Source organism: Brevibacillus sp. YAE8, assembly GCF_057543335.1.
Window position 1 is genome coordinate 1 of the sequence record NZ_BAAIYG010000101.1, and the last position, 648, is coordinate 648.

1 protein-coding gene is annotated in these 648 nt (G+C 40.1%); it reads left to right on the forward strand.

Annotated elements, in window-relative coordinates; all coding sequences use genetic code 11:
- On the forward strand, window positions 1–648 hold a 648-nt coding region (locus AC27IT_RS27810), incomplete at both ends, for a substrate-binding domain-containing protein (RefSeq protein ID WP_487092263.1).

Consider the following 648-nt stretch of genomic DNA (forward strand, 5'->3'; position numbering starts at 1 on the left):
CCCAAATATTATTGCGCGAAGTCTAGCAAATCAAACGACAGAGGCAGTCGGCCTAGTGATGCCGAGCTCAGCAGACAAGGTGTTTCAAAATCCATTCTTCCCAGAAGTGCTAAGAGGAATCAGCACCGGAGCTCACGAAAACAAAAGAGCGATTTATATGTCCACTGGAGAAACGGAAGAAGAGATTTTTGCAGAAGTTGTTCAAATGGTACAGGGAAGACGAGTGGATGGATTAATTTTGCTGTACTCCAAAGTTGATGATCAAGTACTTTCTTATTTGCAAGAACAGAGCGTTCCGTTTGTAGTTATTGGAAAGCCGTTTAAGCATAGTGAAAGCATCACGTTTGTTGATAACGACAATTTTAAAGCTGGAAAAGAAGCGACGGAATATTTAATTGAATCTGGTCATGAGCGTATTGCTTTTATTGGTGGAAGTCTTGAATTAGTCGTTACCATTGACCGTTTAACAGGCTATGATAAAGCGATTCAAAAAGCAAACATTCCTTACCGGGATGAGTATGTGATTCATGAAGAATTTCTACAGAAGGGAGGAAAAGAAGCTGTTTGCGAACTTTTATCTCTAAAAGAACGTCCAACGGCTCTAGTAGTAGCAGATGACCTAATGGCATTAGGCGTTTTAAATACATT